The organism is Streptomyces sp. NPDC051662 (assembly GCF_040681655.1).
Classification (GTDB): Bacteria; Actinomycetota; Actinomycetes; order Streptomycetales; family Streptomycetaceae; genus Streptomyces.
In genome coordinates this window covers 46,308-69,601 of the sequence record NZ_JBFAZD010000017.1, presented here as the reverse complement: position 1 = coordinate 69,601, position 23,294 = coordinate 46,308, and the positions used below count along the sequence as shown (strand labels likewise).

Annotated in this window: 24 protein-coding genes and 1 pseudogene; 10 read left to right on the top strand and 15 right to left on the bottom strand. The window is 70.9% G+C overall.

Going from position 1 to position 23,294, the window contains the following annotated elements; genetic code table 11:
• Positions 1 to 145 precede the first annotated feature (145 nt).
• The 4 genes and pseudogenes from AB0M67_RS26600 to AB0M67_RS26585 form a co-directional block, all read right to left on the bottom strand.
• Positions 146 to 1,161, bottom strand: a pseudogene (locus AB0M67_RS26600) (IS630 family transposase).
• 139 nt (positions 1,162 to 1,300) lie between these two features.
• Complete coding sequence (locus tag AB0M67_RS26595; protein WP_365749358.1) at positions 1,301 to 1,825, bottom strand: DUF6879 family protein; 525 nt, start codon at positions 1,823 to 1,825, stop codon at positions 1,301 to 1,303.
• Positions 1,797 to 2,054 (bottom strand): hypothetical protein, encoded by a 258-nt coding sequence (locus AB0M67_RS26590; protein ID WP_365749356.1) that lies wholly within the window; start codon positions 2,052 to 2,054, stop codon positions 1,797 to 1,799. Before AB0M67_RS26590 ends, AB0M67_RS26595 begins: the two co-directional genes overlap by 29 nt.
• 93 nt (positions 2,055 to 2,147) lie before the next feature.
• Positions 2,148 to 3,176, bottom strand: coding sequence for an aldo/keto reductase (locus AB0M67_RS26585; RefSeq protein ID WP_365749354.1), 1,029 nt, complete (start codon positions 3,174 to 3,176; stop codon positions 2,148 to 2,150).
• A gap of 113 nt (positions 3,177 to 3,289) precedes the next feature.
• Here AB0M67_RS26585 and AB0M67_RS26580 point away from each other — a divergent pair, with 113 nt between their 5' ends.
• The 3 genes from AB0M67_RS26580 to AB0M67_RS26570 all read left to right on the top strand — a co-directional run bounded on the left by AB0M67_RS26580 (position 3,290) and on the right by AB0M67_RS26570 (position 5,553).
• Positions 3,290 to 3,913, top strand: a complete 624-nt coding sequence (locus tag AB0M67_RS26580) for a TetR/AcrR family transcriptional regulator (RefSeq protein WP_365749352.1) — start codon at positions 3,290 to 3,292, stop codon at positions 3,911 to 3,913.
• Positions 3,914 to 3,935: 22 nt separating this feature from the next.
• Complete coding sequence (locus AB0M67_RS26575) at positions 3,936 to 4,430, top strand: DUF2809 domain-containing protein (RefSeq protein WP_365749350.1); 495 nt, start codon at positions 3,936 to 3,938, stop codon at positions 4,428 to 4,430.
• Positions 4,431 to 4,587: 157 nt separating this feature from the next.
• Positions 4,588 to 5,553 (top strand): helix-turn-helix domain-containing protein, encoded by a 966-nt coding sequence (locus tag AB0M67_RS26570; protein ID WP_365749348.1) that lies wholly within the window; start codon positions 4,588 to 4,590, stop codon positions 5,551 to 5,553.
• A gap of 42 nt (positions 5,554 to 5,595) precedes the next feature.
• On the opposite strand, the gene AB0M67_RS26565 is transcribed toward AB0M67_RS26570, so the two are convergent.
• Positions 5,596 to 6,333, bottom strand: a complete 738-nt coding sequence (locus AB0M67_RS26565) for a D-Ala-D-Ala carboxypeptidase family metallohydrolase (RefSeq protein WP_365749346.1) — start codon at positions 6,331 to 6,333, stop codon at positions 5,596 to 5,598.
• Positions 6,334 to 6,553: 220 nt separating this feature from the next.
• Here AB0M67_RS26565 and AB0M67_RS26560 point away from each other — a divergent pair, with 220 nt between their 5' ends.
• Positions 6,554 to 8,566 (top strand): transglycosylase domain-containing protein, encoded by a 2,013-nt coding sequence (locus AB0M67_RS26560; protein WP_365749344.1) that lies wholly within the window; start codon positions 6,554 to 6,556, stop codon positions 8,564 to 8,566.
• On the opposite strand, the gene def is transcribed toward AB0M67_RS26560, so the two are convergent.
• The 9 genes from def to AB0M67_RS26515 all read right to left on the bottom strand — a co-directional run bounded on the left by def (position 8,539) and on the right by AB0M67_RS26515 (position 16,930).
• Complete coding sequence (gene def, locus AB0M67_RS26555) at positions 8,539 to 9,198, bottom strand: peptide deformylase (protein WP_365749342.1); 660 nt, start codon at positions 9,196 to 9,198, stop codon at positions 8,539 to 8,541. The two genes, AB0M67_RS26560 and def, sit on opposite strands and share 28 nt — an antisense overlap.
• Positions 9,199 to 9,373: 175 nt before the next feature.
• On the bottom strand, positions 9,374 to 10,378 hold the full coding sequence (locus tag AB0M67_RS26550) for a hypothetical protein (RefSeq protein ID WP_030352828.1): 1,005 nt from the start codon (positions 10,376 to 10,378) through the stop codon (positions 9,374 to 9,376).
• A 93-nt stretch (positions 10,379 to 10,471) separates the two neighbouring features.
• Entirely contained in the window at positions 10,472 to 11,773 is a 1,302-nt protein-coding gene (locus AB0M67_RS26545; protein ID WP_365749340.1) for a metal-dependent phosphohydrolase, read from the bottom strand.
• Positions 11,770 to 13,281, bottom strand: a complete 1,512-nt coding sequence (locus AB0M67_RS26540; RefSeq protein WP_365749338.1) for an HD-GYP domain-containing protein — start codon at positions 13,279 to 13,281, stop codon at positions 11,770 to 11,772. Before AB0M67_RS26540 ends, AB0M67_RS26545 begins: the two co-directional genes overlap by 4 nt.
• 288 nt (positions 13,282 to 13,569) lie before the next feature.
• Entirely contained in the window at positions 13,570 to 13,890 is a 321-nt protein-coding gene (gene rsrA / locus AB0M67_RS26535) for a mycothiol system anti-sigma-R factor (protein ID WP_249953939.1), read from the bottom strand.
• On the bottom strand, positions 13,887 to 14,546 hold the full coding sequence (locus AB0M67_RS26530; protein ID WP_249953940.1) for a sigma-70 family RNA polymerase sigma factor: 660 nt from the start codon (positions 14,544 to 14,546) through the stop codon (positions 13,887 to 13,889). The genes rsrA and AB0M67_RS26530 overlap by 4 nt, the downstream gene beginning before the upstream one ends.
• Before the next feature lie 266 nt (positions 14,547 to 14,812).
• The gene (locus tag AB0M67_RS26525; RefSeq protein ID WP_365749335.1) at positions 14,813 to 15,496 is read right to left on the bottom strand and encodes an alpha/beta family hydrolase; all 684 of its coding nucleotides are present in this window, start codon (positions 15,494 to 15,496) and stop codon (positions 14,813 to 14,815) included.
• 110 nt (positions 15,497 to 15,606) lie between these two features.
• Positions 15,607 to 16,422, bottom strand: coding sequence for an SOS response-associated peptidase (locus tag AB0M67_RS26520; protein WP_365749333.1), 816 nt, complete (start codon positions 16,420 to 16,422; stop codon positions 15,607 to 15,609).
• 67 nt (positions 16,423 to 16,489) lie between these two features.
• On the bottom strand, positions 16,490 to 16,930 hold the full coding sequence (locus tag AB0M67_RS26515) for a MarR family transcriptional regulator (protein ID WP_365749331.1): 441 nt from the start codon (positions 16,928 to 16,930) through the stop codon (positions 16,490 to 16,492).
• Positions 16,931 to 17,069: 139 nt separating this feature from the next.
• On the opposite strand from AB0M67_RS26515, the gene AB0M67_RS26510 reads away from it, so the two are divergent.
• Genes AB0M67_RS26510 through pcaB form a run of 5 tightly spaced genes read left to right on the top strand, consistent with a single transcriptional unit; the run spans position 17,070 to position 21,470 of the window.
• A complete protein-coding gene (locus tag AB0M67_RS26510; RefSeq protein ID WP_365749329.1) occupies positions 17,070 to 17,909 on the top strand; it encodes a CoA transferase subunit A in 840 nt (279 codons plus the stop codon).
• Positions 17,906 to 18,667: a CoA-transferase gene (locus AB0M67_RS26505; protein ID WP_365749327.1), complete on the top strand. Its 762-nt coding sequence runs from the start codon at positions 17,906 to 17,908 to the stop codon at positions 18,665 to 18,667. The genes AB0M67_RS26510 and AB0M67_RS26505 overlap by 4 nt, the downstream gene beginning before the upstream one ends.
• 4 nt (positions 18,668 to 18,671) lie before the next feature.
• Positions 18,672 to 19,439: a protocatechuate 3,4-dioxygenase subunit beta gene (gene pcaH / locus AB0M67_RS26500; protein WP_365749325.1), complete on the top strand. Its 768-nt coding sequence runs from the start codon at positions 18,672 to 18,674 to the stop codon at positions 19,437 to 19,439.
• Positions 19,439 to 20,047, top strand: a complete 609-nt coding sequence (gene pcaG, locus AB0M67_RS26495) for a protocatechuate 3,4-dioxygenase subunit alpha (protein ID WP_365749323.1) — start codon at positions 19,439 to 19,441, stop codon at positions 20,045 to 20,047. Before pcaH ends, pcaG begins: the two co-directional genes overlap by 1 nt.
• The gene (gene pcaB / locus AB0M67_RS26490; protein WP_365749321.1) at positions 20,034 to 21,470 is read left to right on the top strand and encodes a 3-carboxy-cis,cis-muconate cycloisomerase; all 1,437 of its coding nucleotides are present in this window, start codon (positions 20,034 to 20,036) and stop codon (positions 21,468 to 21,470) included. The genes pcaG and pcaB overlap by 14 nt, the downstream gene beginning before the upstream one ends.
• Here pcaB and AB0M67_RS26485 read toward each other — a convergent pair.
• Positions 21,467 to 22,114, bottom strand: a complete 648-nt coding sequence (locus AB0M67_RS26485; protein WP_365749319.1) for a methyltransferase domain-containing protein — start codon at positions 22,112 to 22,114, stop codon at positions 21,467 to 21,469. The genes pcaB and AB0M67_RS26485 overlap by 4 nt on opposite strands.
• Before the next feature lie 166 nt (positions 22,115 to 22,280).
• Here AB0M67_RS26485 and AB0M67_RS26480 point away from each other — a divergent pair, with 166 nt between their 5' ends.
• Positions 22,281 to 23,228 carry a LysR family transcriptional regulator gene (locus AB0M67_RS26480; RefSeq protein WP_365749317.1) on the top strand — a complete coding sequence of 316 codons (948 nt, stop codon included), beginning with the start codon at positions 22,281 to 22,283 and terminating at the stop codon, positions 23,226 to 23,228.
• Positions 23,229 to 23,294: the final 66 nt, after the last annotated feature.

Sequence of the window (23,294 nt, the reverse complement as noted above, 5' to 3'; positions counted from 1 at the left end):
CCGCTGGCGCCGTCCTTCTCCTGAACCGGCCCCGTTCGGGGCTCCGGGTCTGCCCAGCCGAGATCATCTTCACAACGCTTCGGTCGTCCGCGCTTGGCCACGAGCGGACCGATGATGCGCTGTGGCTGTGTAAGTTCGCGGTTGGTCAGGCTGCGGTGCTGAGGGGGCGTCCGCCCCAACGGATGCCCTTCTCGCTTCGGATGCGGGCGCGTTCCTTGCGTTCGGCGGCCAGGACGTCGCGGTGGCAGGCGTTGGCGTTGCGCCAGCGTAGACAGGCGTGCAGGGCTCGTGTCTGCACGGTGTGGTTGGGGTGGTTGGAGTTGGCGATGGTGAACTGCCTCAGCGGTCCGAAGTGGGCCTCGATGGGGTTGGCCCAAGAGGCGTAGGTCGGGGTGAAGCACAGCTCGGCCTTGTGCTTTGTAGCCCAGCGGCGGATGTCGGTGCCTTTGTGGCGGACAGGTTGTCCAGGATCACGTAGATGGGGGCGCCGTCGGGCCGGGCGGCGCGGATCGACTTGAGCGCGGCCAGCGTGTTCGCGGCACCTTTCTTGCGGCGGTTGACGCCCCACAACATGTCGTCGCCGACCGAGTAGCAGCCGTGGAAGTACCGGACTCCATGGGTGCGGTGGTAGGTGGCCGGCACCCGGTCGGAGTGTTTCCGTTCGGCCCAGCCCGAGCCTGCGGTGGGCCGGATCCCGAGTGGGCCGAACTCGTCGAACGCGAAGACCCGGTCGGGGAAACGGTCCAGGACGTGCTCGATCCGGTCCAGCTTCGCCTCGCGGTCGGGGTCGGTGGATTCCTTCCAGGTCTTGGTGCGCTGGAAGGTGACTCCACGGCGGGCGAGCAGGCCGCGTAACGCTCCACGGCCGATACGGATCACTCGGCCGTGGACTGTGCGCAGGTAGGCGACGAGTTTGCGTAGCGACCAGCGAGTGAATGGCTGGCCGAGCCTGGTGGGGCGGGTGGTGGCCGTCTGGACGACGAAGTCCTCGTCGTCATCGCTGAGCAGGCGGGGACGGCCTCCCGCCCACCGAGGGTCCAGGCAGGCCAGGCCGATCTCGTTGAACCGGTGGATCACATCGCGCACGGTGTCCTCGTCGGCCGCCACCAGCTGGGCGATCACCGGCACCCGATTCCCGCCGGCCGAGGCCAGCAGCATCATCGCGCGCCGATAGCGCACTGAGTTGGTGCTGCCCCGGCGCACGATCTGCTGCAGCCGCTGCCCCTCCTGGTCGGTCAGTCCTCGCAACCGGGCACCCAACGACTCACGGAGCCCTTGTGCTTCGTTGTTCACTGATGAATCATGGCCTGTACTCATCGTGCGGGATAGCGACGGCCCACAGTTGATCCCTCACCCGGACACACTCCGCCACGGTCTCCGGGTCCTCGATCAGTTCGGAGCCGAGTACCCGGCCCTCGCCGTCGAAGTGGCCCACGGCCAGGAGACGGTCGTCGAAGAGCCACCAGTCGTTCCCCGCCACGGGGAGGGACGCGCCTTCGGGGAGCCGGTGCCGAGGCAACCAGCGAATGTCCTCTCCGGCCTCCAGGTTCAGTCGGGTGAGGGAGTGCTCCCAACCGACGTACTGGGAGTGCGGTTCGGACACGACTCGCACCCTCCGGACCGTCTTACCGTCCCCGATGACGCGCTTCATGAGCGCCATCCACGGGCCGAGCCACGCGAAGTCGTCCGGTTCTCCCCTCTGCCAGCGGGCGTAGGGCGTGTCCTCGATGGGCGAACCGTAGTCGTCCCTCAGCTCCAGATGAAAGGCGTCGTGCGTGACGCTGTTGAAGAGTTCATCACGCTGGGCGCTGCTGATCAGATCCACCGTTCTCCTCCAACAGGGCCAGGATCGAGGCCTTGGGAACCTCGACGCAGGTCTCGTAGTCGGGCATCCGCAGCTGGCTCAGAGCCTCCGCGTCACACATCTGCGAACCCTGGACGATGCACGTTCCCTGCTCGGTCACGAGCATGATCGGGTCTGTGAACTTGTTGATCTTTCCAGTGGACGCACCGTCCTTGACCAGATGCTCGAACAGCTCCGTGGGTACCTCCACGGCAGAGTGACCCGGCCGGTCCCCACCGATCGGCGGTCCGGCGTCCGCGTCCGCCGGTCCGCGCCGCGCCCCGTCCGTCGATCCGACGTCAGATCACGCGGCGGAGCGCTCGTCGGGGAGGCGGCGGCGCAGGCGGGCCTGTTCGACGGCGGGTGACTTGTAGGCCATGTCGAGTGCCCCGATATCGGCGCCGGGAGGCGCGATGGCGTCGATCCGGTCGAGGATCTCGTCGTTCAGCGTGATCTCCGCGCCCGCGAGGAGGTCGTCGAGGTGGTCCATGGTGCGCGGGCCGATGATCGCGGAGGTGACGCCGGGGTGGGCGATGACGAAAGCCGTCGCCAGATGCGTCAGGGACATCCCGGCCTCCTCGGCGACGGGGATGAGCTCTTCGACCGCGTCGAGCCGGCGCTCGTCGCTCATGTGCTTGAAGCCGAAGGCGGCGCGGTGGGTGTCGGGCTGCAGGCCCTTGCGGTAGCGGCCGGTGAGCAGACCGCCCGCGAGGGGGCTCCAGACCAGGGTGCCCATGCCGTAACGCTCGCAGACGGGCAGTACCTCGCGCTCGACGCCGCGGTTGAGGATCGAGTACGGCGGCTGCTCGGTACGGAACCGCTCCAGGCCCCGGCGCTCGGAGACCCACTGCGCCTCGACGATGTCGGAGGCGGGGAACGTGGAGGCGCCGATGGTCCGGACCTTCCCGGCGCGTACGAGGTCGGTGAGCGCCGAGAGGGTCTCCTCCACATCGGTGTCCGGCGCGGGCCTGTGGATCTGGAACAGATCGACGTGGTCGGTCCCCAGGCGGCGCAGGGAGTCCTCCAGCGCGCGGATCACCCAGCGCCGGGAGTTGCCCTGCTGGTTGGGGTCGTCGCCCATCGGGAGGTGAGCCTTGGTGGCCAGTACGACATTGTCCCGGCGACCCTTGAGGGCTTTTCCGACGATCTCCTCGGACTCACCGCGTGAGTAGGCGTCGGCGGTGTCGATGAAGTTGATGCCGGCGTCCAGCGCCTTGTGGATGATCCGGACGGAGTCGTCGTGGTCGGGGTTGCCTATGGCGCCGAACATCATCGCGCCCAGACAGTACGGGCTGACCTTGATACCGGTTCGGCCCAGTGTGCGGTACTTCATGGATCTCCTTGCGCGTTGGCCGACGCCCCGTTCGGGGCGCTACGCTGAGCAAGCGGAACAGCGTTCGACTTAGACAATACGGAACAGTGTTCCGTTTAGCAAGGGGAAGCATCGTGGGCGAGGACACGACTCGGGAAGCCGATGCCGGCGCGGTGGAAGGACAGCCCCCCAAACGCATACGCGCCGACGCGCGGCGCAGCACCGACGCCCTGCTCACGGCCGCCGCGGAAGTCTTCATGACCTCGGGGGTGGACGCGCCCGTACGTCAGATCACCGCGAAGGCGGGGGTGGGAGCCGGCACCCTCTACCGCCACTTCCCGCAACGCTCGGACCTCATCGCCGCGGTCTTCCGCCACGAAGTCGACGCCTGCGCCGACGCCGCGTCGGCCCTCGCGGCGCGGCACGCACCGGTCGAAGCGCTCGCCGGGTGGTTGCAGCGCTTCGCGGTCTTCATCGGCACGAAACGCGGGCTCAGCGCCGCCCTGCACTCGGGGGACCCGGCGTACGACACCTTGCCCGCCTACTTCCAGCAGCGCTTCGTGCCCGTCCTCGGCGCGCTCCTCGGCACCGCGGCGAAAGCGGGCGAGATCCGCTCCGATGCCGACCCCGAGGACCTGCTGCGCGCCACAGCCAATCTGACCCTTCCCGCCCCGGACGACCACGGCCACACGCGACGGATGGTCGCACTGCTCATCGACGGACTCCGCTACGGCGCCCACACCCCGGAAGCCCGTTGACGACCGCATAAGGTTTCGCCCCATGGGAACTCTCGTGCGTACGCGCCTGGTTGCGGGTGGTGCGGCGCTGCTGACCGTGGGGGCCGGGCTCGGGATCAGGGGCGTTGGCGCGGGGACCGGCGCGGTCGCCAAGTACGGCGGGGACGCGCTCTATACCGTACTCGTGTACACCTTGGTGGTGCTCGTCGCCCCCCGGGTGCGGCCCCTCGTCGCCGGGGGTGTCGCGCTCGGGTTCAGCTGGGCCGTGGAGCTGCTCCAGCTCACCTCCGTGCCCGCCGAGCTGGCCGCGCGCAGTGTGCTCGCGCGGCTCGTGCTCGGCTCCACCTTCAACGCCCCTGACCTGCTGTGGTACGCGGTCGGTGCGCTGGTCGCGGGGCTCGGGCATCAGCTCGTACGAAAGACCGTGGCGCGGCGGCGGGGCGCGGAGCGGCCTCAGGGCGCACAGGGCGCCCAGGGCGCTCCGGAGGCTCCCCGCGTTCCGCGCGGCGTAGCTGGCGGTCGATCGCCCGGTCCTTGAGATGCCAGATCATCGGCGGCAGACCCAGCAGTACAAACAGGCCGATAAGGGCGAGAACTGTCAGGAAAGTGTCCATGCCCCCACTGTCGCCGGTTCCCGGCACGGAAAGCAGTGGCAGGACTGTCATCAACCATCGAATTACTGCCACACTTGAACCATGCTGAACAATGTGGCCGCCGTCCTGCTGGACGGAGTACATCCCTTTGAACTCGGCGTCCTCTGTGAGGTATTCGGCCTCGACCGGAGCGACGAGGGTCTTCCCGTGCACGATTTCGCGGTGGTGTCGGCCGAGGGGCCCGTACTGCGGACCCACGCGGGGTTCACGATCGGCTCCCTGCACGGCATGGACCGGCTCGACGAGGCCGATCTGATCGCCGTACCGGCCGGCGAGTCGTACATCGGCCGCGACTACCCGCCCGAGCTGCTCGCCGCCCTGCGCCGGGCCGTGGAACGGGGCTCGCGGGTGCTGAGCGTGTGTTCCGGGGTCTTCGTGCTCGGTGCCGCCGGGCTGCTGGACGGGCGCCGGTGCGCCGCGCACTGGCGGAACGCGGCTGAGCTGGCCCGCACCTATCCGCGGGCCGTCGTCGAGCCGGATGTGCTGTACGTGGACGAGGGGCCGGTGATCACCTCGGCCGGTACCGCCGCCGGGATCGACGCCTGCATCCATCTCGTACGGACGGAGCACGGCCCCGAGGTCGCCAACGCGATCGCGCGCCGGATGGTCGTACCGCCGCACCGCGACGGCGGCCAGGCCCAGTTCATCGAGCGCCCGCTGCCCCGCAGCCGCTGTGACACGGTCGGCGACGTCCTCGGCTGGATGGAACGGCATCTGGACCGTGAGATCACCGTCGAGCAGCTGGCCGAGCGTGCCCATATGTCACCGCGCACGTTCGCCCGCCGCTTCCAGCAGGAGACGGGGACCACCCCGTACCGCTGGCTGCTGCGTCAGCGGGTGCTGCTGGCGCAGGAGTTGCTGGAGGCGACGGACGAGACGGTGGACAGCGTCGCCGGCCGGGCCGGGTTCGGGAACGCGGCCGGGCTGCGCCATCACTTCCTGCGGACGCTCGGGACGACCCCGAACGCGTACCGCCGTACGTTCCGGGGCCCCTCGCACGCGGCGTGAGGCCCCGGAACGCGGCGCGCGGTCACGGGATGTGACACTCCGTCAGATCCCGCAGCTCGGCGCCGACCAGTAGCGGCTCGGCCGGTGGTCGACATGCGCGTGGTCGTCGTGGCCCGGGTAGCCGGGGCCGAGGATCCCGTTGAAGCCGTGGTTACGGGCCGTCTGCGCCAGCGTGCAGAGCGAGTGCGGCCCGGCGCCGATGTCGGCGGCGTCCCCGTAGAGATGGCGGCTGCTCGCCGCCCCGCCGACCGCGTTGTTGCACGCCTGTGAGCGGAAGCCGCTGGTGACCCGGAGCGGCTGGTCGCCCAGCGCGTGGCGCATCGCCTCCAGCTTCCACATCGTGCGCAGGGCGTTGGACTTGGCGGTGGCCGCGTCCACCGCGCCGCCCGCCCATGTGCTGTTGCAGTTGTTCAGCTCGGCGTAGGTGAAGTGGATCGGGGTGCAGTCGTCGTCCTGGAGCGCGTAGAGCTTGGTGAAGGTCGCGGGGCCCGCGACCCCGTCGGCCGCCAGCCCGTACGCGGACTGGAAGCGCTTCACCGCGGCGGTGGTCGCCGGGCCGTACGAGCCGTCGACGGCGAGCACGGCGCCGGTGCCCGGATAGCCGGCCACCCGGATCTGGAGCTGGGTGACATCGGCGCCCGAGGCGCCCTGGGAGAGGGTGCGGGACCACGTGTAGCAGCCGTCGGCGTGTGCCGTACCGGCCGTGGCGAGCGCCCCCGCCCATGCGAAGGACATGGTCATGACAAGACTGAGCAACAGTCGGGCGGTGCGTCTGAGCATCGGATCTCCCTGTGCCGGGGCGGAGTTGTACGCAGAGATTGGCGTACCGGTCGACGCGCGTCAACCGGTCCCCGGCACGGCGGAACGGAAGTGGAAGAGCATTCGTCCGGATGTGGAGATTCCGCAGGCGAACCAACCGGGATCACTGCCCAGAAGGTCTACCTTTCGAGCTCGCCAACCCCCCTGAAGGCGGCTCGTGATCGAGGAGGTCCCACCCTCTATGAGGCTGCCCCGTATACGTCGCGCGAATCACCCGGAGACCCGGTCCGACAGCGGCGACGCACCGGTCAACCATCACAAACGGCGCCGCCGTTGGATCGACTTCCCCCGGCGCGACCGGCGCGGCTTTCGGCGCTGGGTCCCCTCCTGGAAACTTGTCTCCGGCCTGTCCCTGCTCTCCGTCGGCACGCTCACGGGGCTCTTCGTGGCCATCTACATGAACGTCGAGATCCCGGACGAGCACGACTCCGCGCGCCGGCAGGCCACCGTCTACTACTGGGCGGACGGCAGCCGGATGGTGAGCGTGGGCGATATGAACCGGCAGGACATCACCCTCGCGCAGGTGCCCACGTCCCTCCGCGGCGCCGTCATCGCGGCGGAGAACGCGGACTTCTACAGCGACTCGGGCGTCTCGGTGACAGGCATCGCCCGCGCCGCCATGAATATCGTCAAGGGCAAGGAGACCCAGGGCGGTTCCACGATCACCCAGCAGTATGTGAAGAACACCTATCTGAGTCAGGACCAGACCGTCAGCCGCAAGGTCAAGGAGCTCTTCCTCTCGCTGAAGGTGAGCAATCAGCAGCCCAAGTCGAAGATCCTTCAGGGCTATCTGAACACCTCGTGGTTCGGCCGCGACTCGTACGGCGTCCAGGCCGCCTCGTACGCGTATTACGGCGTGCCCGCCAAGGATCTGAACCCCAGTCAGGGCGCGGTTCTCGCCTCGCTCCTCAAGGGCGCCGACAGCTTCGACCCGGCGCTCAGCCCCGCCAACCACAAGCGGGCCGTGGAGCGCTGGAGCTGGATCCTGGACCGTCAGGTCGAGACCGGCTCGATGAGCGCCGGGGAACGCGCGAAGTACAAGAAGTTCCCCGAGCCGAAGCCGCCCGTCAAACCGACCAGCCAGGCGGGGCAGATCGGCTATCTCATCGACATCGCCAACAAGTACCTCAAGAGCCGCAGCGGGCTCACGGACAAGGATCTCGCCGGTGGCGGCTACCGCGTCCACACCACCTTCGAGAAGGACAAGGTGCGCGCGCTGACGAAGGCCGTCGAGAAGGTACGCGCGGAACGCCTCGATCCGAAGAAGCGCGCGGCCGACCGGCATGTGCAGGTCGGCGCGGCCTCCGTACGGCCCGAGGACGGGGCGATCGTCGCGGTGTACGGCGGCTCCGACGCCATCGAGCACTTCAGCAACAACGCGGACACCTCGGGCGTGCCCGCGGGCTCGGCGTTCAAGCCCTTCGTGTACGCCGCCGCCCTGGAGCAGGGCAGCGCCCGGCAGCAGGAGGCCGCCCGGGCCGCCCGAAGCGGGAAGGCGGGGCTCGTACCGACGGAGGAACCGATGATGACCATGAACCTCGACCAGTCCCTGGTGGACTCGGACAACACCCCGTTCGTGCGGACGGGCAAGAAGATCGGGCTGAAAACGGTCAAGAAGCTGGCGATCGCCTCCGGGCTGCGCGAGGAGAGCATGGCGAAGCTGGAACCGACGTTCTCGATCGGCACCTCGACCCCCAGCGCCGTCCGGCTGGCCAGCGCCTATACGACATTCATCAACGAGGGCCGGGCGACCGAGCCGTACTCGGTGACCAAGGTCGAGCGGGACGGTGTCGCGGTCGACGGCTTCGAGCAGCCCAGGCCGCGGCGCGCGATGGACCCGAAGGTGGCCGCGATCGTCGGCGGGGCGCTCCAGCAAGTGGGCTGGAGCGCCCTCGGACCGCCGAAGAACGGAGTGGTCTACTACTCGGTCCGGGCCGCCAAGACCGGTCCCAACGACCGGATGAAATCAGCCTGGTTCATCGGCACCACCAGAGAACTGAGCACGTCGGTCACGATGTTCCGTACGAAGCCCGACGTCCCGCACCTGCTTCCCATGCAGGGCGTGGGCGGCCCCGACTCCGAGCGGGGCAGCGCGTTCCCGCCGCTGATCTGGGAGGAGTACCAGCACGCGGTGGTGCCCCCGCCGCCCTACGCGGATCCGCTTCCTCAGGAGGGGTTGGGAACGGTCTCGTAGCGCGGGGTGTTCTCCGCCATCTGCCGGAGCGCGTCCTTGCGGTCGCGCTTCGAGAGACGGTCGATGTACAGGTATCCGTAGAGATGGTCCGTCTCGTGCTGGAGGCAGCGGGCGAAGTAGCCCGTGCCCCGCACCCTGACGGGCTTGCCCTGAGCGTCCTGGCCGCGCACCACCGCGTAGTCGGGGCGCGGGAGCGCGGCGTACGCCGTCGGTACGGAGAGGCAGCCCTCGTTGGAGTCGTCGAGATGGCGCTCCGCGGGCGGCAGCTCCTCCAGCACCGGGTTGCAGATGGCGCCGACATGCCGCACGCCGTCGTCGTCCGGGCAGTCGTAGACGAAGACCTTCAGGTCCACACCGATCTGGTTGGCGGCCAGGCCCACGCCCTCGGCGGTGTGCTGGCTGGCGAACATGTCGTCGATCAGCGCGGCCAGCTCGTCACCGAACTCCGTGACATCCCCGCACTCCTTGTGGAGCACCGGGTTCCCGACGACGGTGATCGGGCGGGACGTCCCGCGCTCGCGGTGCGCCAGCTCGCGCGCCTCGGCGTCCTCCGTGTCCACGACGAACCCGTCCCCCGGCTCCGCCACCGGGGTCCCACTGTCGATCCGCTGGTCCGTCTCCTGCTGCGCCATGTCCGCAGTACGCCTTCCTCGGTACCCGATGCTGCCTGCACGATCCGTGCGATGTGCCCATACAGCCTAAGGGCAGCCCTCGGGGAGTCTCAGCACGTTCTCGGCAGACGGACCCGGCGGATCTCCCCCGCCGACGGTGTCCGGCAGGTGTCCGGGAGAGTCGGGGGCGAAACCTTCAGCAGACCTCTTCGAGATCGCGCCACTCACGGGTGTCAGGGCTGTCCGCGACCCAGCCGTCCAGCAGGCCCCGTACCAGCGCCGCCGGGGCCGCGATCCCGCACTCGCGCTCGGGGGCCCACAGATCGCCGGCCGTACGGTGGCCCAGCGGCCCCGGATGGCCCGGCTCGCTGTGGTCGTGCGGATCGAGATGCTCGCCGTCGCCCTCGGCGCTCGGCATCCGGGACTCGGAGCAGGCCCGGCACAGGAGCCGTACGGACGACGACCAGTCCTCGGCGGCGAATCCCGCGTCGGCGGCCAGCCGCTCCAGGGCGTCCCTGTCCTCCTCGGTCGCCGCCTCCAGCAGCACCACCCAGGTGGGCACGGGCGAGGGGGCCCACAGCTCGATCTCGTCGAAGACCGGGTAGGCGCGGGTGGTGCCGTCCGGGCTCGACGCCGTCGTACGCTCACCGTTCGGTACGCCGTCGTGCAGGACCACCTCGCCCCAGCGCCTGCCCGACGACGGCAGCGGGATCGAGAGCACTTCTATTCTGGCCGGGTCGAGCCGGCGGCCCCAGACCACCTCGGCCTCGCCCTCCGGCGAGAGCCTGACGGCGGCGCTGCCCAGCTCCATGCCGTCGGGCTCGCCATTGGCCTCGACGGTGTGCGGATTGCCCGGCACCCGCAGTCCGTAGGCCTGCCAGGCACGGCGGGCCAGCGGCCAGTCCTGGAGCGCGGTGGCGGCGATCCCGACGTTCCACCAGTCGGGCGCACCGGTCTCCTTGTCCAGCAGGGCGACGGCGCGCAGCCCGGCGGCGCGCGCCTGCTCCCAGTCATGCCGGAACTTGTGCAGCAGCGCCAGATTGAACCAGGACTCGGAGAGCCAGGGCTCCAGATCGGCCGCGCGCGTCAGCAGCGCCCCCGCGTCCTCGTACCGGCCGTCACCGATCAGCGTGAACGCGCGGTCGGTGGCCTGCCGCCACGAGGCGGAGGGCCGATGCCGTACCTTCCCGAAGATCCTCACGATTCCCGCCTGCCGGTCGTTCGGGTCAGTGCCCCCGGACACCACATCTTGCTCTCCTTCGCATCCAACCATGCTCGGTCGGACGCCCGCTCATTACCCATGGGTTACCCCGTGGGACCAAGGTCCCGACCGCCCTCGGGAGAGCACACGCGCCAGGGATTCCACCACCTCGGGCTGGTAGTCGTACGCCGTCCCGAGCCGGAGCCGCTCCAGCGCACCGAGCGGTCCACTCGCAGTGGCACATTCCCCTGTCAGATCGTCGTACGCATTGACGGCACGGACAATCCGGGCGGACATCGGCTGTTCCCGGTACGGGTCCGCCTGCCGCTCCACCACCACCGCGACGGCGGCGGGCACGCCGGTCTGGCGGACGACCGCGCCGCCGAGCAGGGCGATCCGCCGCTGTTCGGCGACCGGCAGCAGGGCGGTGGCACCGGCGGGCACCGGGTCGACGAGGGACAGCTGGCCGATGTCGTGCATCAGGGCGGCATATTCCAGCACGGTCAGTTCGGGGCCGGAGAGCCCCAGCTCACGGCCGACGGCCAGGCTCAGCTCGGCGACCCTGCGGGCATGGCCCTGGGGGGTGTATCCGGCGATCTCGGTGGCGCGGGCGAGGGAGGCGATCGTCTGCCGGTATGTCGTACGCACCGCGGCGTACCGCCGGAAGGACAGCTGGGTCAGCAGCAGCGGCACACAGAACACCGGCAGCGCCCACAGCCCGGCGACGGCGACCCCGAGCGCGATCACCGCGCCGGTGGCACAGACGGCGGAGCCGATGTGCAGCAGGGCGCGCAGCTCGTCCTGGAGCAGGGGCCCGAAAGGGTGGCGGGTGCGGGCCCGCAGGACGAGCGCGGCCAGTACGGCGTCGCAGAGCGCGGTGAGCACCAGCAGCAGGAGCAGCAGCAGCGCGTAGCCGGGGCCCGCGCCGAACCGTTCCCGCAGCTCGGCCGAGTCATAGAGCGGCTGGAAGCAGAACGCGGCGAAGCCGACGGTGAGAACGCGTCTCACCATGTGGTCGAGCGCGGGCCCGCGCCCCCGGACGACATGCGGTACGGCCCCGACGAGCGCGGCGATGAGCACGACGGTGACGGTCTGGAGCACGCCGTGGCCGACCGGCTGTCCGGCGTTCTCGCCGAGCAGCGCGTACGCGAGGGCCCCGGCGGCGGCGACCGGCGCGGGCTCCCGCTCACCGGGCGGCGCGCCCCAGCGGGCCAGCTCACCGACGGCGATGAGTACGCCGAAGGCGAGCGCGATCCGGGGATCGGCGAGGCCGTGCCAGAAGGTGGAGCCGAGCCCGGCGGCGGTCAGCAGCGCCGCCGCGCCGTACACGGCGACGACGGTGCGGGAGACGGGACGGCGCCCGGCGGCCGACGCCCCGACCGCGGCCGAGGTCATCTCCCGCCACTCCCGCCGCTGCGGCCACTGCCGCCACTCCTGCCGCTGCCACCGCTCCGGCCTGTCCCGGCGGGGCGGCCCGTACCGGCGGGGCGGCCGGCCTGGGGCGCGCCGCCGACACCGCTGGTCCGGACAGGAGGGACGTTTCCGCGCCCGGCCGTGGCAGGCACGGGAAGGACGGCCGGGACAGGGGGCGGCGCGGCCTCGTCCGCCGTCACCACCGTCTGCCAGCCGTGCCGGTCGAGCGCCCGTACCAGAGCCCGCACCACCCGCGGATCGAACTGCGTCCCCGCGCACCGCTCCAGCTCCGCCAGCGCGGTGGGCACCGGACGCCCCCGCCGGTACGAACGGGTCGAGGTCATCGCGTCGAAGGCGTCGGCCACGGCCACCACCCGGGCGAACTCGGGGATCCGCTGCCCGGCGAGTCCGCACGGATAGCCGGTGCCGTCGAGCCGTTCGTGGTGGTGCAGGATCGCGGACCGCGCCTCGCCCAGGAACCCGATGCCGCGCACCATCTCGTGCCCGTACTCGGGGTGCAGTTCGATCACCCGGCGCTCCTCGGGCGTCAACGGGCCGTCCTTGCGCAGTACCCGGGTCGGGACGCCCAGTTTGCCGACGTCGTGCAGGATCCCGGCGAACCGGAGCACTTCGATCCGTTCCCTCTCCATGCCCAGCTCATGGGCGATCATCACGGAGGCGTGCCCCACCCGCTCACTGTGTCCGCGGGTGTACCGGTCCTTGATGTCGACGGCCTGCACGAGCGCTCGGATGGTGGCCTGGTGGGCGGCGCGCTCGCGGTGGTACTGGGCGAAAACCCAGCAGGAGATGTACATCGGCAGCAGGACGAAGAGCGCGGAGAGCGGTCCGAAGGGACTGCGCCACAGGACGGCCATCATCAGCCCGGCGAGCCCGTGCGCGCCGAGCGGGGCGAGCGAGCGCGCCAGCAGCCCGTGCCAGGCGCCGCGCAGCGGCAGCCGCTCGGCGGTGGCCAGGATGCCGCCGTCCAGCGCCGAGAGCACCAGACAGAAGGCGACGGCCGCGGCGCCCGTGGGCAGCAGCACATAGGGGAAGTCGGGCGTCGTGAGCCCGTACCCCCCGCCGCCGAGCGCGACGGGGCCGCCGAAGAGCAGCTGCGCACGGGCCGCCGCCCAGGTGGCGACGGTGAGCTGCGCCGCGCGCCAGATCCGTCGCGCCCCGCTGGGACGCTGCTCGATCCGGCCGAGCAGCGCGCCCGGTACGGCGACCAGCGCGGCGGCGGCGGGCGGCAGCAGCAGGGCGGCGGCGAGCAGCACGGGAAAGAACGATCCGGCCACAACCGGTGCGGAACCGCTCACCGAGCGTCCCGGACAGCGGCACCGTGCGGGCAGTTCACAGCAGGCGTAGAGCCCCGCGAGCAGCGCCACCGCTCCCCAGGAGGTGTCCGGGCGCAGCGCGGGACGGACACAGAGGGCGGCGCAGAGCGCGATCCCCAGAATGTAGACGCGCGCCGCCACCGGAATGGCCCTCACGGCGTATTCCCCCCTTCTCGGCCCCGGCCCAAACAGAGGGTCAGGCTAGCGAGTTGGAGGGCGACCATCCGGCGCTTGCCGCCGATTAGCACCTTCGGGTGACAGCGGTGATATACGCGGACATACGGTGGGTACGCGGGCGACACTCATGCGCGGGCGCACGTACTACGCGTACGCGGGTACTACGCGTACGCGGGAACGCGGGTACTACGCGTACGCGGGAACGCGCGAAGGCGTACCGCGCCCCGCGCGATACGCCCTCTCGTCTTTCCGGACAGGGCCTGGGCCCTACTCCTTGGCGACGCCCGGAAGATCCGCTCCCGCCGCCGACACCTCATGCTCGGGCACGGCCTGTCCCGACCTGATCAGATCGATCCGCCCCATGACCTTGGCCCGTAGATCGGCCGGTACGTCGTCCTGCCCGCAGCACCGTTTGACCAGCTTCTTCACGGCCTGCTCAAGGCCGTACTTCTCCAGGCACGGGGAGCACTCCTCGAAGTGCACCTCGAACTTGGTGCAGTCGCTGTCGGGCATCTCATGGTCGAGGAACTCGTAGAGATGATCGAGGACCTCGGCGCAATCCGTCTCATGCGGCTCTCCGCAGCTCATGAGTCCGAACCTTTCCGATCGTCCAACGACTCTCCGACACCCGCCGGGACGAGCCCGCGCTCACGGGCGTAGTCCTCCAGCATGCCCCGCAGCTGACGGCGGCCCCGGTGCAGTCGTGACATGACCGTACCGATGGGGGTTCCCATGATGTCCGCGATCTCCTTGTACGCAAAGCCCTCTACGTCGGCGAGATACACGGCGATCCGGAACTCTTCGGGAATCGCCTGGAGCGCGGACTTCACGTCGGAGTCCGGAAGATGGTCGAGCGCCTGCGACTCGGCTGAGCGCAGACCCGTCGACATGTGCGACTCCGCGCGCGCCAGCTGCCAGTCCTCGATCTCCTCGGCGGCACTGCGCTGGGGCTCGCGCTGCTTCTTGCGGTACGAGTTGATGAATGTGTTCGTGAGGATGCGGTACATCCACGCCTTGAGGTTCGTTCCCTCACGGAACTGGTGGAAGGAGCCGTACGCCTTGGCATAGGTCTCCTGCACCAGATCCTCGGCATCGGCCGGGTTGCGTGTCATGCGCAGGGCGGCCGAGTACATCTGGTCGAGGTAGCCCAGAGCATCCCTCTCGAAACGGGCATTGCGCTCGGCGGTGGTCTCTTCGATGTGGCCGTCGTCGGTCGCTCCGTCGGTCCCAGTGACCGGACCCACCTCCTCCAACGATGTGGCGGGGCCGAATGCGGACCCACTCGAATCGGAGAATAGTCGACCTTGATGCGACGGGGCCTGCCGGTCCGCCCCGCCGGCCGACCGAACAGAAGCGGTCTTGGCCGCGGAAAGCACCGTCCACTCCAGGTCAGTGGCGTCTGAGCGGCGCGGGCAGATGGTCGAACCCATACGACGGACTCCCTTTCGTGCTCTGTCTACCGATGTCCCTCACAACAGCGACCTCGCGCCAGTCATTCCCCCCGGAGGTGTCACCGCGTCCCGTCCGGCACGGCGAGCCAGGCGGCGACGCCCCCGGTGATGATGTCCAGGGCCTCGTCCTGCGACAGGGGCGCCCGCTTGGGCACGGCGAACCCATGGTCGGCGCCCGGCACCTCAAGCAGCTCGTACGCGCCCCCCGGAGCGCCCCCCGGCAGCCCGGCGTACTCGGCGGGCTTCCCGAAGGGGTCGTTCCCGCCCTGGACGACCAGGGTGGGCACGCCCGATCCCAGCAGCTCGGCGGCGCGGGACTTCTCCGGCCTGCCCGGCGGGTGCAGCGGGAAGCTCAGGGCCAGCACGGCGTGCGCGCCCAGCTCGCGCGCCGTACGGCAGGCGACCCGCGCCCCGGCGCTGCGCCCGCCCGCGACGACCGGCACACCCGGCTTCTCCAGCGCGGGCCAGAGCGCGCGCCAGCCGGTGTCGAGGGTCTTCGGCGCGGGCGCCAGCCTCTTGCCCGCCACCCGCCAGGGCTGCTCCACCAGAGCGACGGTGACCCCGAGCGGGGGCAGCGCGGCGGCCAGGGCCCGGAGGTCGCGCGCCTCGATCCCGCCACCGGCGCCATGGCCGAGGGCGAGGACGCGGCGGGGGCGCTTCGCGGGATGCCAGGTGATCCGGGCGTCCCCGGCAGGGGTCTCGACGATCTGCTGGTCCGGCTCGGCTGTCGTGTCGCTTGTCACAGGGCCATCCTCCGTCACACAGCCACTCCGCCGCGCGGAGGCCGACGCGGCAGAAGCACGTCAGAAGCGCGCAAGAAGCGCGTCAGAAGTCAGACGTCAGAAGTCAGAAGTCAGAAGAGCGTGCTCTCCTCCGGTGCCGGCAGCTCCTCCAGCAGTTCCGGACCGTTGTTACGGACATTGCTGACCGCCGTCGTGACCGGATACGCCCGCATCAGCCCGGCCGGCGGCGGGGCAAGCAGCTCCCGCAGCTCGTCGGGGTCCGTACGGGCCGGGTCCAGCCAGGCGTCCCAGCGGTCCGGCGTCAGCATCAGCGGCATCCGGGGGTGGATCTCCGCCAGCGTTCCGGGGCCTTCGGCCGGAGCCACCGCCAGCGGGGTCGTCTCCGCCTCGGTGGTGATCACCGAGCAGGTCACCCACCAGGCCGACGGATGATCGTCCGGCAGCGTGCGGTCCCGCCAGAACTCGTACAGTCCGGCCATCGCCATGACCGAGCCGTCGGCCGGGGTGACGAAGTACGGCTGCTTGCGCGGTCGCTTCTTCTTGCCCCGCTCCTCCAGCTGTCGCTCGTCGGATCCGGTGACCCACTCGTAGTAGCCGTCGGCCGGGAGGATGCAGCGCCGTGAGACGAAGGGCCGCCGGAAAGAGGGCTTCTCGTGCACGGTCTCGGCGCGCGCGTTGATCATCCGCGCCCCGCCCTCGGGCGTCTTGGCCCAGGACGGTACGAGTCCCCACTTGAGTTTCCGCAGCTGACGGACCGGACCGGGGTCCGCCGCCTCCTTCACGGGGCGTTCCAGAACCGCGTAGACCTCTTTGGTCGGAGCCACGTTCCAGTCGGGGGCGAGGGTCTCCTCGGGCTCCCACTTCTCGATGCCGAAGACTCCCTGAAGGTCCTCGGGCCGACGGCTCGCCGCGTACCTGCCGCACATCCTCAACCGCTCCTCTGGCCTGCGATGGCGCCAGGTTACGCCGAACAGGGAGGGGTTCGCGGGCGCCTCAGGGGACTCGTAGCTCCTCCGCGGCGTCCGCGACCCGGGCGATGAGCCGCAGCAGCGCGTCCCGCTCGGACTCGTCGAGCGGCGCGAGGAAGACCCGGTTCATCACGGCGGTACGGGACACCAGCTTCCGGTGCAGACCTACGCCCTCGGCGGTGAGCTTGAGGACATTGCGGCGGCCGTCCCGCGGATCGCGCACCCGCTCAAGCAGTCCGCGCCGGGCCAGCCGCGCCACCACATCGGCGATGGTGGAGCGGTCAAGACGGACCCGCTCGCTCAGCGTGCGCTGGTCGATGTCCGGTTCGTCGACGAGCGCGTTGAGCACCGCGAACTGCGGCGAGGTGGTCTCCTCCGAGACCATCGCGCTCCACAGCAGAGTGTGGGTCTGCTGAAGCCGCCGGGCCAGGTGCCCGGGGTGGGTGCTGAGATCGACCGCGGCCACGCGCTGCCCCTCTTCAAGTCCTCGTGAGTTCACTGATTCCGTAAGCACACTGACCTATTGACGCCTGGGTAACTCGGTGGAATTGTACGGCCTCATCGAGAATTCAATCAGTACACTGAGCATTCATCACGGAGCGACGATGGCCGACGTACGCACCCTGCGCGATGCCGTGGCGGAGCTCGTCCACGACGGGGACACCGTCGCGATGGAGGGCTTCACCCATCTGATCCCGTTCGCCGCCGCGCACGAGGTCATCCGCCAGGGCATCACCGACCTCACCCTCGCGCGGATGACCCCCGATGTCGTCTACGACCAGCTCATCGGCGCGGGACTGGTGCGGAAGCTGATCTTCTCCTGGGGCGGGAATCCCGGCGTCGGCTCGCTGCACCGCTTCCGTGACGCCGTGGAGAACGGCTGGCCGCGCCCGCTCGAACTGGACGAGCACAGCCACGCGGGCATGGCCAACCGCTATGTGGCCGGCGCCTCCGGGCTGCCGTTCGCCGTGCTGCGCGGCTACCGCGGCTCCGGCCTCGCGACCCGTACGGAGACCGTCTCCACCGTCGTCTGTCCCTTCACCGGCGAGGAGTTGGCGGCGGTGGCCGCGCTCAACCCCGATGTCACCGTGATCCACGCCCAGCAGGCCGACCGGGAGGGCAATGTCCAGCTCTGGGGCCTGGCGGGGGTGCAGAAGGAGGCCGCGCTCGCCGCGGACCGGGTGCTCGTCACCGTCGAGGAGACCGTCGACGCGCTGGCGCCGCGCCCCGGCGGCGTGGTGCTGCCCCACTGGGTGATCGACGCCGTCTGCGTGGTGCCGGGCGGCGCCCACCCCTCGTACGCCACCGGCTACTCGGTGCGCGACAACGACTTCTACCGGGCCTGGGATCCGATCGCCAGGGACCGCGACACCTTCATCCACTGGCTCGACACACAGGTACGGAACGAGAACGAGAACGAGGACGAAGGGGCCCCCGTCCGATGACCGAGACCTACAGTCGGGACGAGCTGATGGAGGTCAACGCCGCCCGCGCGCTGGCCGGTGCCAGGACCTGTTTCGTCGGTATCGGACTGCCGAGCACCGCCGCCAACCTCGCCCGCCGCACCGTCGAGCCGGGGCTCGTCCTGCTCTACGAGTCCGGCACCATCGGCTCAAGGCCGACCCGGCTGCCGCTCTCCATCGGCGACGGCGAACTCGCCGAGACCGCCGACGCGGTGGTGTCGGTCCCCGAGATGTTCAACTACTGGCTCCAGGGCGGCCGTATCGACGTCGGATTCCTCGGCGCCGCCCAGATCGACCGCTTCGCCAATATCAACACCACGGCCGTGGAGCGCGGCGCCGGCCGCCCGGCGGCCCGACTGCCCGGCGCCGGCGGCGCACCGGAGATCGCCGCCAACTGCGGCCGGGTTCTCATGGTGCTCCGCCACTCCCTCCGCGGCTTCGTACGGAAGCTGGACTTCGTCACCACGCTCGGTCATGGGTCGGGGCCGGGCGACCGCGCACGGCTCGGGATGCCCGGTGCCGGGCCCGTCGCCGTCATCACCGATCTGGGGATCCTGCGCCCCGATCCGGCCACCGCGGAACTGGTACTGACCGACGTGCACCCGGGTGTCTCCGTCGAACAGGTACGGGCCGCCACCGGCTGGGAACTGAGGACCGCGGGCACCCCGGCCACCACCGAGCCGCCGTCTGCGGCCGAACTCACCGCGCTGCGCGCCCTCAAGTCCGCCGGGAGGCGGTAACCCCATGGCTCCCACCCAGTCCGACATCGACCGCGAACTGACCGCCCACCGCATGGCGTACGAGACCTCGCTCGCCGAGGGCGCGCCGCCCGCCCACCATCCGCCGCGCGACTTCGCCCCGTACCGGAGCAGCGTGCTGCGCCACCCGAAGCGGCCGCTCGTCGCGGTGACCGGGGACCCCGAGTCGGTCGAGCTGTCCGGCCCCGTCTTCGGCCTCACCGACATCACCGGGACCGACCATGATCTGACCCGGCAGCACGCCGGGGAGCCGCTGGGCGAGCGCATCACCGTCTCCGGCAGGCTTCTCGACAGCCGGGGCAGGCCGGTGCGCGGGCAGCTGATCGAGCTGTGGCAGGCCAACGCGTCGGGCCGGTACGCGCATCTGCGCGACCAGCACTCGGCGCCGCTCGATCCGAACTTCACCGGCGTGGGGCGCGTACTGACCGGCGAGGACGGCTCGTACGGCTTCACGACCATCAGGCCCGGCGCCTATCCGTGGCGCAATCACGAGAACGCCTGGCGCCCCGCGCATCTGCACTTCTCGCTCTTCGGAACCGCCTTCACCCAGCGGCTCATCACGCAGATGTACTTCCCGGGCGACCCGCTCCTCGCCCACGACCCGATCCTCCAGTCGGTGCCGGACCGGGCGGCCAGGGAGCGGCTGGTCGCGACGTACGACCCCGGTCTGTCCCGGCCCGAATGGTCGCTGGGGTACCGCTGGGACATCGTCCTCGACGGGCCGTCCGCCACCTGGATCGAGGAGGGCCGCTGATGCCGGCACTCCCGCCCACCCCCTCGCACACCATCGGCCCCTTCTACGGGTACGCGCTGCCCTTCCCCGACGGCGGCGACATCGCCCCGGCCGGCCACCCGGACACGGTCACCGTGCACGGGCGGGTGTACGACGGAGCCGGCGCCGCCGTCCCTGACGCGCTGCTGGAGTTCTGGCAGGCGGGCCCCGACGGCTCGCTCGCGGGGGCGGCCGGGTCGATGCGGCGCGATCCGGTGACCGGGGGCTTCGCCGGGCGCAATGGGGTCGACTTCACCGGGTTCGGCCGCGTCGCGACGGACGCGGACGGCCATTACACGCTGCGTACGCTGCCGCCGGGCGCCCCCGCCGTGCCGTATCTGAGTGTGTGCGTCTTCGCCCGCGGGCTCACGCACCACCTCTTCACCCGGGCGTATCTCGCCGGGGGCGCCGCGGGTGCCAAGCCTGCCGAGGGCGCCGGGGGACTGGAGCCGGACGCGCTGCTCGCCTCGCTGCCGACGGACCGGCGCGAGACGCTGATGGCCAGGCCCGAGGCGGACAACCCCCGCACCTATCGCTTCGACATCCGGCTCCAGGGCGACGGAGAGACGGTGTTCCTTGACTTCATATGACGGCTCGTACGACGACGAGGGCCTGCTCGCACCCGGGCGCGCCGGGTCCCCGGCCGAGCGCGCGACGGGCGACCGCGCCGTACTCCAGGCCATGCTGGACGCCGAGGCCGCGCTGACCCGCGCCGCGTGCGGCCTGGGCGGCGTACCCGCCGCGGCGGCCGAGGCCGTCACCGCCGCCGCGCGGGCCGAACGGTACGACGTACGGGATCTGGCGCTGCGGGCGCGCGACGGCGGCAATCCGGTGATCGCGCTGGTCGCGGACCTCACCGCCGCCGCGGGCGCCGAGGCCGCGCCCTATGTGCACCGGGGCGCGACCAGCCAGGACATCCTGGACACGGCTCTGATGCTGCTCGCCGCGCGCACCGTTCCGCTGGTCCTGGCCGATCTGGACCGTACGGCGGGGGCCCTGGCCCGGCTCGCGGCGGCGCACCGCGACACGGCGCTGCCCGGCCGTACCCTCACCCAGCACGCCGTCCCGACGACCTTCGGGCTGAAGGCGGCGGGCTGGCGCAGCCTGGTCCTGGACGCGCGCGACCGGCTGGCGGCCCTGTCGCTCCCGGCCCAACTGGGCGGCGCGGCGGGCACCTTGGCGGCTTTCGGGGAGAACGGTCCCGCGCTGCTGGGGGCGTACGCGCGCGAGCTGGGTCTCGCCGAACCGCTCCTGCCGTGGCACACCCTGCGTACCCCTGTCGCCGATCTCGCCCTGGCCCTCGGCTTCGGCTGCGGAGCGCTCGGCAAGCTCGCCGCGGACGTCCTGGTCCTGACGCGTACGGAGATCGGCGAGGTCGCGGAGGGCAGCGGCGGCGGGTCCTCCGCCATGCCGCACAAGTCCAACCCGGTACGGGCGACGCTCATCACCGCGGCGGCCCGGCAGGCGCCCGCGCTCACCGCCACACTGCTTCTCTCGCTCGCCGCCGAGGACGAACGCCCGGCCGGGGCCTGGCACGCGGAGTGGACGCCCCTGCGCGAACTGCTCCGGCTCACCGGTGGGGCGGCGGCCCACGCGGCCGAACTGGCGGAAGGGCTGCGGGTCTTCCCCTACCGGATGCGGGAACATCTGGATCTGACCGAAGGACTGATCGTCAGCGAGCGGTTCATCGCGGAACTGGAACCGACCGTCGGGCGCGACCGGGCGAAGCGGCTGCTCACGGCCGCCTCCCGGCGGGTCACCGCCGAGGGGATCACCTTGGCCGAGGCGCTGGCGGACGCCCTCGTCGATCTGCCGGAGATGGCCGGAGTGCTCTCCAAACGGCGGCTCAACGACCTCACCGACCCCACGCGCTACACCGGTTCCGCGGCCCTGCTCGTGGACCGCGCGCTGCGCCGTACGTCCGGAGCCGCCGAGACGGCCCCGGAGACCACAGAGACCGCAGAGACCCCGGAGACAGCAGAGACCGCGGAGACCGGGCCGGACGGGACCTAGGCTTTACGGGCGAGCAGATATATCCCCTGGAACTGACGCTGGTCGGTGGGCTGAGGCTGGCGCACCATCCGCGCCACCTCGGCCAACCCGGACTCGCGCAGCATCGCGGCGAGGTGATCGGGCGACCACCGATACGCCTGCGCGACCCGGTGATCGAAGACCTGCGTGGGATGAGACGGATCATCGGTGGCCCAGAAGCCGACCAGCAGGTGGCCGCCGGGCGCCAGCACACGATGGAACTCCGCCAGGACGGCGGGCAGTTCTCGCGGCGGAGTGTGGATGATGGACCAGCGCGAGAGCACGCCGCCCAGCACGCCGTCGGCGATGTCCAGCGCGGCCATCGAACCCACGTCGAACCGCAGGGCCGGATACGTCCGCCGAGCCACCTCGATCATCTCCGAGGAGGCATCGACACCGAACACCGTCGGCCCCAACTCGCCCAGATGCGCCGTGATATGGCCGGGCCCACAGCCCAGGTCCGCGACCTGACCGTCCCCACTCGCACACACGACCTCGGCGAAGGCACTCAAGATCGCGCGGTCCAGAGGCAGGTCGCGCAGCTCGTCGTGGAACAGCTGTGCGTACAGGGAGGCGGCTTCGTCGTAAGCCTGGCGGGTGGCGGTGAGGGCATCGTGTTCGACCATGCTCGCGAGAGTAGTTCCCGGCCCGGAGGCATGCCGGGAAGATATCGAGGATGTGGCCACGCGGCCTCGCCCGGGGAATCTCCGCCGACGGAACCGGGTTGCTCACAGTCACAACGATGACAACGGCGTGGTCCGCGGGCCATCGCCGGAATGGGGACGGGACCCGATGAGCCTTCGCCAGTTCGAGTACGCCCTGGCCGTTGCCGAGGTGGGCTCCGTGACGGCGGCGGCGGAGCTGCTGCACGTCGCGCAACCATCGGTGTCCCAGCAGATCCGCGGCCTGGAGCGGGAGCTCGGCGTGGAACTGTTCGCCCGTACGCCGACCGGACTGGTGCCCACCGTGGTCGGCCGCGCGTTCCTGCGGGAGGCGGAGGTCGCGGTGAGCGCGTCGCGGCGGGCGAGGGCGACGGCGCGGGCAGGCGCCGATGAGCTGGTGGGCGAGCTGGTGGTCGCGGTGCAGCTGGGGTTCGGCACACGGCAGTTGCCGGGCGCGCTGGGCGCGCTGCGCGACCGCTTCCCACGGCTGGAGGTCACCGTCTTCGAGGAGACGAGCTCCGCCGAGCTGGACCGGCTGTGCCGCCGGGGCGTGCTGGACCTCGCCCTGATGGCGGCGTGCGAGCGCAGCCCCGCCGACGCCCACCACCTCGGCGACGAGGAGTTCGTCGTGGTGCTGGGCGCCGGGCACCGGCTGCTCACCGCGGACCGGGTCGAGCCGCGCGAGCTGGCCGGGGAGCCGTGGGTGAGGTTCGACCGCGACAGCGCGCTCGACGGCGTGCTGCTGAATGTGCTGCGGGACAACGATCCGACCCCGGTCACGGCCGCCCGCGTGTCCCAGACGGCGACGGCCGTGCGCTGGGCCGCCCACGGGCTGGGGGTGACGCTCGTCCCGGCCTCCGCGGTGCCCCACGGTTACGGGCACCTCGTTCGCCCCGTGTCCCCGGTCGTGTCCCAGCCCGTCATCGCCGTGCTCCGGCAGAGCGCGGGCCCGGCGGAGACGGCCCTGCTCGCACTCCTGCGCAAGGAGATCTGGTCGGAGTCCGCCGGGCAGGACCTGGGACCGGATCAGAGCTGGGTGAGGCCACCGTCCACGGCGAACTCCGCGCCGGTGGTGTAGGTGGCGTCGAAGGCGGGCCCAGGCGCACATCAATGAATTCTTCCGCCGAAACCGGAATTCCGGAAT

Excerpts from the sequence above, each read along its gene's own strand:
- def (WP_365749342.1), bottom strand. The coding sequence starts at position 9,198 with ATGGCGCAGCAGGAGACGGACCAGCGGATCGACAGTGGGACCCCGGTG.
- rsrA (WP_249953939.1), bottom strand. The coding sequence starts at position 13,890 with ATGAGCTGCGGAGAGCCGCATGAGACGGATTGCGCCGAGGTCCTCGAT.
- AB0M67_RS26545 (WP_365749340.1), bottom strand. The coding sequence starts at position 11,773 with ATGACCTCGGCCGCGGTCGGGGCGTCGGCCGCCGGGCGCCGTCCCGTC.
- AB0M67_RS26505 (WP_365749327.1), top strand. The coding sequence starts at position 17,906 with ATGACCGAGACCTACAGTCGGGACGAGCTGATGGAGGTCAACGCCGCC.
- AB0M67_RS26575 (WP_365749350.1), top strand. The coding sequence starts at position 3,936 with ATGGGAACTCTCGTGCGTACGCGCCTGGTTGCGGGTGGTGCGGCGCTG.
- AB0M67_RS26480 (WP_365749317.1), top strand. The coding sequence starts at position 22,281 with ATGAGCCTTCGCCAGTTCGAGTACGCCCTGGCCGTTGCCGAGGTGGGC.
- pcaG (WP_365749323.1), top strand. The coding sequence starts at position 19,439 with ATGCCGGCACTCCCGCCCACCCCCTCGCACACCATCGGCCCCTTCTAC.
- AB0M67_RS26520 (WP_365749333.1), bottom strand. The coding sequence starts at position 16,422 with ATGTGCGGCAGGTACGCGGCGAGCCGTCGGCCCGAGGACCTTCAGGGA.
- AB0M67_RS26570 (WP_365749348.1), top strand. The coding sequence starts at position 4,588 with ATGCTGAACAATGTGGCCGCCGTCCTGCTGGACGGAGTACATCCCTTT.
- AB0M67_RS26560 (WP_365749344.1), top strand. The coding sequence starts at position 6,554 with ATGAGGCTGCCCCGTATACGTCGCGCGAATCACCCGGAGACCCGGTCC.
- AB0M67_RS26510 (WP_365749329.1), top strand. The coding sequence starts at position 17,070 with ATGGCCGACGTACGCACCCTGCGCGATGCCGTGGCGGAGCTCGTCCAC.
- AB0M67_RS26565 (WP_365749346.1), bottom strand. The coding sequence starts at position 6,333 with ATGCTCAGACGCACCGCCCGACTGTTGCTCAGTCTTGTCATGACCATG.
- pcaH (WP_365749325.1), top strand. The coding sequence starts at position 18,672 with ATGGCTCCCACCCAGTCCGACATCGACCGCGAACTGACCGCCCACCGC.
- AB0M67_RS26585 (WP_365749354.1), bottom strand. The coding sequence starts at position 3,176 with ATGAAGTACCGCACACTGGGCCGAACCGGTATCAAGGTCAGCCCGTAC.
- AB0M67_RS26485 (WP_365749319.1), bottom strand. The coding sequence starts at position 22,114 with ATGGTCGAACACGATGCCCTCACCGCCACCCGCCAGGCTTACGACGAA.